Source organism: Rhodococcus sp. NPDC049939 (genome assembly GCF_040656415.1).
Taxonomy (GTDB): Bacteria; Actinomycetota; Actinomycetes; order Mycobacteriales; family Mycobacteriaceae; genus Rhodococcus_F.
Genome location: NZ_JBFAMC010000008.1, coordinates 1 through 7,998, shown reverse-complemented (window position 1 = coordinate 7,998; position 7,998 = coordinate 1). Strand labels below are relative to the sequence as shown.

General features: G+C 64.1%; 3 protein-coding genes. All 3 read left to right on the top strand.

Going from position 1 to position 7,998, the window contains the following annotated elements:
• Positions 1-6 precede the first annotated feature (6 nt).
• On the top strand, positions 7-459 hold the full coding sequence (locus AB0I57_RS19585; protein WP_358339085.1) for a family 16 glycosylhydrolase: 453 nt from the start codon (positions 7-9) through the stop codon (positions 457-459).
• The gene (locus AB0I57_RS19580) at positions 393-620 is read left to right on the top strand and encodes a family 16 glycosylhydrolase (protein WP_358339277.1); all 228 of its coding nucleotides are present in this window, start codon (positions 393-395) and stop codon (positions 618-620) included. The genes AB0I57_RS19585 and AB0I57_RS19580 overlap by 67 nt, the downstream gene beginning before the upstream one ends.
• A gap of 923 nt (positions 621-1,543) precedes the next feature.
• Positions 1,544-7,998, top strand: a 6,455-nt coding sequence (locus AB0I57_RS19575; RefSeq protein ID WP_358339082.1) for an amino acid adenylation domain-containing protein, incomplete at its 3' end; no start/stop codon positions are given.

Genomic DNA, 7,998 nt, shown 5'->3' with positions numbered 1-7,998 from the left:
TGACCTGTGACACCACCGAACCCGTACCGAGCGCGCCTCTGTCGAAGATCGCCTTCGGTTCTTCAGTCCTTGCTGGACGGCAACGGGCACCTCCAGATCACAACCAAAAGGAGAAATATCACCGACCTCAACAATCCCCAGGTCGGTGATTTCACCTCGGGGAGGATCAATACCTCGAGATCGTTCAACCAGACATACGGACATTTCGAGGCGCGGATCAAGCTTCCGACCGGACAGGGCATCTGGCACGCGTTCTGGATGATAGGCAGCAATTTCCAGAGGTGGGGCGGCGCCAAGGCGGCAAGATCGACATGTCGGAGTAGAAGGGGGATGAACCCGACAATCCACGGCCCGGATACAAAGGGGACGAAAGTCCCAACAGCTGTTTCTCCATTCCCGACGGTCAAAGGCTCTCCGACGACTTTCACACCTATCCCGTCGACTGGTCCCCGTACCTGATCATGTGGTCGATCGACGGACAGACGTACGCAACCCACACACCGCTGGACATCGGCATGGGATACCAATGGGTCTACGATCACCCGTTCTCCATGATTCTCAATGTCGAAGTCGGCGAGAACTTCTCCGAAACCACCTACTCCACAATGTCATTCCAATAGGCAATATTGGTGGACTACGTGCACATCACCAGCAACGACCCTGGATGATTCGGTCTACGCACGCCACAAGCGAATTGAAGTAGTTCGGCTTCGGCCCCGATATAGGTGTCTGGAGCCGAGGATTGCGATGACTTTCACCTCATGACCCCGTCATCTACTGGTGCCTGAATTCCTTGCTGCGATTGACAGGTCGAGGTTCTGCGACGATGATCGCAGGAGTGTTCAATGATGGGAATAACCGGCCTCATCTGCGAACTTTCATTGCCTACGGTCACGTTGGCCGAGGACGTCTTCTCCACTCTTGCGCGCCGGCGCACCCGACGAGTCACCCTCAGGTCAGACGATCATCGACGGTTCACAAGGGCAGGTCCAAGTCCAAACCGTTCAAGCCCAAACCTATGTCGAGAACCAGCGGTCGACATACCCGCCAATCGTCCGCTCGAGTGTCCCATGGTGTGAACACGTTCGAGCAAGCGACATTTCGACCGTCTGCCGAGAAATATCGAGTGCGGGAACCACTTCTGGAAGCTCTCGGTTGATCAGCATGATTGGTGGCATCTCGAGCTGACCAACCAGCTGGCTGGGAAGATTGATGGGCCTCGAGATCCGAAGTAGAGCAGTCAAGGCTCGGAAAGCGACGCCGACTCTCAGCCATGGAGATGGGTGCGTCATCAAACCCATCCAGCGGTGGTAACCGCAAACCGTGCGTTCTGGAAAATATCGAAGACAGCATTCCTAAACTGCACCATTCCTCCTTATTTTGGCTCGCGTCAGTGCACGCGGGTCGGGGGATTCTGTGCCTTGAATGTCTCGAGTATGGGGAGAAGAACCGGACTCACCGCGTCCGCAAAGTCTGCGTGATGCCGTGATCCACAAACCAGTCGACTTCTCGTTCTGGCCCGATTGCGGAACAGGAGAACCAAATGTCAGAGACCGTCAATGCCCGCACCCATCAGCTAACGAACGCTCAGCTCGGTGTGTGGTTTTCGGAACTCCTCGATCCCGAGTCATCGACATTCAACATTTATGAATACATAGAGATACGGTCGTATGTGGATCAGGCCGCCCTCGCCGCTGCACTACGTCAAGTCGTTGCCGAGTGTGAGGCACTGCGGTCGAGCTTTCTGGCCGGGCACACTTCGATTGAGCAGGTAGTTCACGATACGCGGGAAGTGGATATCGAGCCCGTCGACCTTTCCGGGGACCCGGATCCAGTCCAGTCCGCCGAGGATTGGATGTCGCACAAGCTGACCGAACACAGCCTTCTGGGTAGTGAATTCCCCACACACTTCGACCTCGTCACAATCGGCCCCGAATACTCAATGCTCTTTGTGTCCTTTCACCACATCGCATTGGATGGATTCAGCCTGTCTCTGGTCTGTTCCAGAATCATCTCGCTGTACAACTCGTTCACCGAGTCCCTACCCAGTCCACCCAGTGGGTTCGCACCACTCGAGCGGATGAGGGAATTGGACTCGGAATACGAGCGATCCGACGATTTCGAATCCGATAAAGAGTTCTGGGAGAACAGGATACGTAGCCTTCCTGCACCCGTTACTTTGTCGGGACAATGGCCCACCATAGCCAAGACGGTGCGATACGGAAATACAGAATTCTCCCGTTCAGCAACGTGCGCAGTTCACGATGTGAGCAACAGATCGGATTTCTCTCTCGCATCCACGCTAATTGCGGTTGGCTATCTGTTCGGTCAGCGAATGTCGGGTAGGTCGGCACTGCCCTTCGGGCTTCCGGTGACCGGGCGGCTCGATCCCGACGCCCTTCAGGTGCCGACGATGGCATCGAACATAATTCCGATTTCTGTTGAAACCGACGAGTACGACCGTTTCGAGGATATCGTGGCCGCCGTCTCGGCCGCGTTGAAGTCCGCCCTGCCGCACCAGAGGTTTCGCATGGAGTGGATGACCCGCGGTGCCGGCACTAGCAAGAACTTCTCCGCTCCGCTGTTCGGCTTCTCCCTGAACGTCATGAAGTTCAACTCGGACGTGAAGTTCGGCCGCTCCGATGCGTCCTACCACATGGTTCGTAGCGGGCCGGTGCGCGACATGTCCATCCACTTCACATACGGTGACCGGAGCGAGCCCATCCGTGCGGAGATCGAAGCGGACGCCGAACGCTACACCGACTCGGACATCACCAGACTGCTCGAGCGCCTCGAAACCTTGGTGGGCGAGGTGGCCGCCACAGGCAATGACCGCCTGTCCGGCCTCGACCTCCTCGACGAGACCGAACGCCACCAGATCCTCGGCACCTGGAACCACACCCACACCCCGGTCCCCACCGCCACCGTCCCGGACATGTTCGAACACCAAGTCCGCACCACCCCCGACCAGGTCGCGGTGGTGTTCGACCACGAGCAGCTGACCTACACCCAACTCAACGAGAACGCGAACCGGTGGGCCCACCACCTCATCCACACCGGCGCCGGCCCCGACACCGTGATCGCCGTCGCCCTCCCGAGGTCGGCGGAGCTGATCACCGTGTTGCTCGCGATCCTCAAAACCGGGGCCGCCTACCTGCCCATCGACCCGAACTACCCCAGCGACCGCACCGGGCACATCCTCGACGACACCCACCCCCACCTGCTGATCACCGACACCACCACCGCCACCGGCCTCCCGACCACCCCGATCCGGCAGATCCACACCGACACCACCGACCTGCACCACCAGCCCACCCACAACCCCGGCGACACCGACCGGGTCACACCCCTGCACCCGCAACACTTGGCCTACCTGATCTACACCTCCGGATCCACCGGCACCCCCAAAGGCGTCGCCGTCACGCACCACAACCTCACCACTCTGGCAGTGCACGGCTGGCCGGAAGGACCAAGGACCCGGCTATTGGCGCGCTCGTCGATCGGATTCGACACCGCCGTCAACGAGATCTGGTCCCCACTGCTCAATGGGGGAGAGCTGGTCATCGCCGCAGACGGCCTGCTCGACCCCTACGCACTCGCCGACCTGGTTTCCACCGAGCAAGTCGACGTCATCTTCCTCACCCCTGCGCTGCTCGGTCTCCTCACCGAGGACACCGACGGCATCACCGAACGACTCTGCACCCACCTCACCCGCATCGTGGCAGCCGGAGACGTCCTCAGAACCGACGTAGCCGCATACTTCAACGCGCACCACCCACACGTCACACTGGCCAACGCCTACGGCCCTACCGAGACCACGATCTGCGCCACCGCCCACACCGTGTCAACCGGTGACGTCGCACCCGGTGCTGCGGCCGGGGTGCCGATCGGCGCACCACTCACCACCGTCCAGGTCTACGTCCTCGATACCGGACTGCGCCCGGTCCCCACCGGGGTGATCGGCGAGCTGTACATCGCCGGAGAACAAGTCGCCCGCGGCTACCACCACCGCCCGGCCCTGACCGCGGGGCGGTTCCTGCCCAACCCCTTCGGCACCGACGGGACCCGCATGTACCGCACCGGGGACCTGGTCCGCTGGACCGCAGACGGGATCCTCGACTACCTCGGACGCACCGACGATCAGGTCAAGATCCGCGGATTCCGGATCGAACCCGGCGAGATCGAAGCCACCCTCACCTCACACCCGGCCGTCACCCAGGCCGCGGTCATCACCCGCCCCACCCGTCCGATCGGCAGCGGCGAACCCGCCACCGACGACGAGGCGCTCGGTCAGACCGCCGACAAACAGTTGATCGGCTACATCGTCCTCGACCTGCACACCCACGCGGGCGAACCCGGGGACAGGGAATCCGCACTCGTCCCCGAGATACGGGCATATGTGGCCGGCCGGCTGCCCGAATACATGGTCCCCGCCGCGATCGTCATCTTGGATTCACTGCCGGTGACCGCGAACGGCAAACTCGACCGTAAAGCCCTGCCCGCCCCCGACTTCGGCCTCGGCCGCTACCGGGCCCCCCGCACCCCCGACGAACAACTCCTCACCGACCTGTACGCCGAGATCCTCGGTGTCCCCCGGGTCGGGATCGACGACTCCTTCTTCGATTTGGGCGGCCACTCGCTGCTCGCCACCCGCCTGATCAGCCGGATCCGCACCACGCGCGGCGTCGAACTCCCCATCCGGGTCCTGTTCGACGCCCCCACCATCGCCGCACTCGCCCCCCACCTCGGCGGGAACCAACCGGTGCGTCCCCCATTGGAACCGACGGCACGACCGGCCCGGGTCCCGTTGTCACACGCCCAGCAACGACTGTGGTTCCTGCACCAATTCGAGGGCCCGTCGGCCACCTACAACATCCCCCTCGCCCTCCGGTTGACCGGACCCCTGAACACCAATGCGCTGACCGCCGCCCTCGGTGATGTCATCGCCCGCCACGAACCCCTACGCACCCTCTTCGACACCACCAGGGGCGAGCCCTTCCAGCACATCCTTCCCCCCGATCAGGCCACCGCCCCAACACATCTCACCGACCTCGACCCGAGTCAGGTAGCCGAGGCGGTAGCCGAGGCCGCCCGACACTGCTTCGACCTGTCCACCGAGATCCCGCTGCGGGCAACCATATTGCGGTGCCGGCCCGACGAGCACGTGCTGGTACTGGTGCTCCACCACATCGCCGGCGACGGCTGGTCGATGGCCCCCCTGATCGAGGACCTGACCCACGCCTACACCGCCCGTCGCGACGGTGAGGAACCACACTGGCAGCCGCTGCCGGTCCAGTACGCCGACTACACCCTCTGGCAACACCACCTCCTCGGCGAGATCACCGACCCCGACAGCCTGATCGCCACCCAATACCGGTACTGGCACCACGAACTCGGCGGGGCACCGGATCTGACCCCACTACCGACCGACCGGCCCCGCCCCAAAACCGCCAGCTACCGCGGCGACACCACCATCTTCACCATCCCCGCACACCTGCACCACCGCCTCGACCAACTCGCCCGCACCCACGGGGTGACCATGTCGATGCTCACCCAATCCGCCCTCGCCGTCCTACTCCACAAACACGGCGCCGGCGACGACCTGACCATCGGCGGCCCGATCGCCGGCCGCACCGACATCGCCCTGACCGACCTGATCGGCTTCTTCGTCAACACCTGGGTACTACGCGTGGACCTGAGCCACCACCCCCGCTTCGACCAGATCCTCGACCAGGTCCGCGGCAAAGCCCTGCACGCCTACACCCACCAAGACATCCCGTTCGAACTGCTCGTCGAACTACTCAACCCCACCCGCACCACCGCCTACCACCCCCTGTTCCAAGTCGAATTGGCCTGGCAGAACAACACCCTGCCCGACATCGACTTCCCCGACCTACAGGCCACCGTGCTGCCCGCCCCCACCGGCACCGCGAAATTCGACCTCTCGATGCACCTGTTCGACCCCAGTGACCCCGACCGGGACATCCCCGCCACCATCGAGTACGCCACCGACCTGTTCGGCCGCACCACCATCGATACCCTCACCCACCGCTACCTGACCGTCCTCGACACCATCGCCACCAACCCCCACCAACACCTATCCGACCTCGAGATCCTCGACCAGGCCGAACGCCACCGCATCCTCCACGACTGGAACCACACCCACATTCAGGTGCCGACACCAGCCGGAACGTTGCCGGACATGGTCGAGCACCAGGTGCGCCTGTCCCCGGACGCAATCGCCGTGGCCTGCGCAGGCGAGCACCTGACCTACACCCGGCTCAACGAGCACGCCAACCGGTGGGCCCACCACCTCATCCACACCGGCGCCGGCCCCGACACCGTGATCGCCGTCGCCCTCCCGAGGTCCGCCGAGCTGATCACCGTGCTACTGGCGATCCTGAAAACCGGGGCCGCCTACCTCCCCCTCGACCCGAACTACCCCAGCGCACGCACCGGGCACATCCTCCACGACGCCCACCCGCACCTGCTGATCACCGACACCACCACCGCCACCGGCCTCCCGACCACCCCCATCCGGCAGATCCACACCGACACCACCGACACTGAGAAGCAGCCCACCCACAACCCCACGGACACCGACCGCACCACCCCCCTACACCCCGGCCACCCGGCCTACCTGATCTACACCTCCGGATCCACCGGCACCCCCAAAGGCGTCGCCGTCCCCCACACCGCGATAGCGAACCGGCTGGACTGGATGCAACGCTGCTACCCCCTGACCCCCGGCGACGCCGTACTGCAGAAAACCTCCATCTCGTTCGACGTGTCGGTCTGGGAACTGTTCTGGCCACTGCAGGTCGGCGCCCGACTGGTGATCGCACCCCCCGACGCCGGCCGCGACCCGACCCAGATCCTCCGCGTAATCCGGCAGCACAACGTGACCGTGGTCCACTTCGTGCCCTCCGCACTGGCCGCGGTGATCGACCACCCGGACTTCGCCCGGTGCACCTCAGTGCAACACCTCGTCGCCTCCGGCGAAGCCCTCTCCGCCGATCTCGCCCGCCACTGCCGCACCGCCCTGCCGTCGGCGCAACTGCACAACCTGTACGGACCCACCGAAACCGCCGTGGACGTGACCTTGCACCGAGTGGCCGACGCCGACCTCGCACCCGGTGCCGCGGCCGGGGTGCCGATCGGGGAACCCGCGGCCACCGTGCAGGCCTACGTCCTCGATACCGGGCTGCGCCCGGTCCCGGCCGGAGTACCCGGCGAGCTGTACATCGCCGGAGAACAAGTCGCCCGCGGCTACCACCGACACCCCGCCCTCACCGCTGGGCGGTTCCTGCCCAACCCCTACGCCACCGGCACCGCCGTCGGTGGACGCATGTACCGCACCGGAGACCTCGTGCGCTGGACCGCGGACGGTGTCCTCGACTACCTCGGACGCACCGATCAGCAGGTCAAGATCCGCGGATTCCGGATCGAACCCGGCGAGATCGAAGCCGCCCTCACCACCCACCCCACCGTCACCCACGCCACCGTCATCACCCGCCTCACCCACGCGATCGGCGACACCCCCACTGCGTCCGACGGGCGTGCGGGCCAAAGCGACAAGCAGTTGATCGGGTACGTCGTCCTCGACCCCGAAACCTCCCTGACCCACGACCGGGCCCAGGAAACCGAACTGGTCACCGGGTGGCAACGCGTCTACGACGACCTCTACACCGGTGACGATGCCGCCCCCGACGAGACCGGGTTCGGGGACGACTTCCGTGGCTGGACCAGCAGCTACACCGGCCAGCCCATCCCGATCGACCAGATGCGGCACTGGCGTGCGGGCACGGTGGCCCGGATCCGACAACTGTCCCCCACCCGCATCCTCGAGATCGGTGTCGGCACCGGACTGCTACTGTCCCAACTTGCCCCCGACTGCGAGTCCTACTGGGGCACCGACTTTTCCGCCACCACCATCGACACCCTCCGCACCCGGCTCACCAACCACCACGCCCCCTGGACCGACCGGGTCCACCTGCG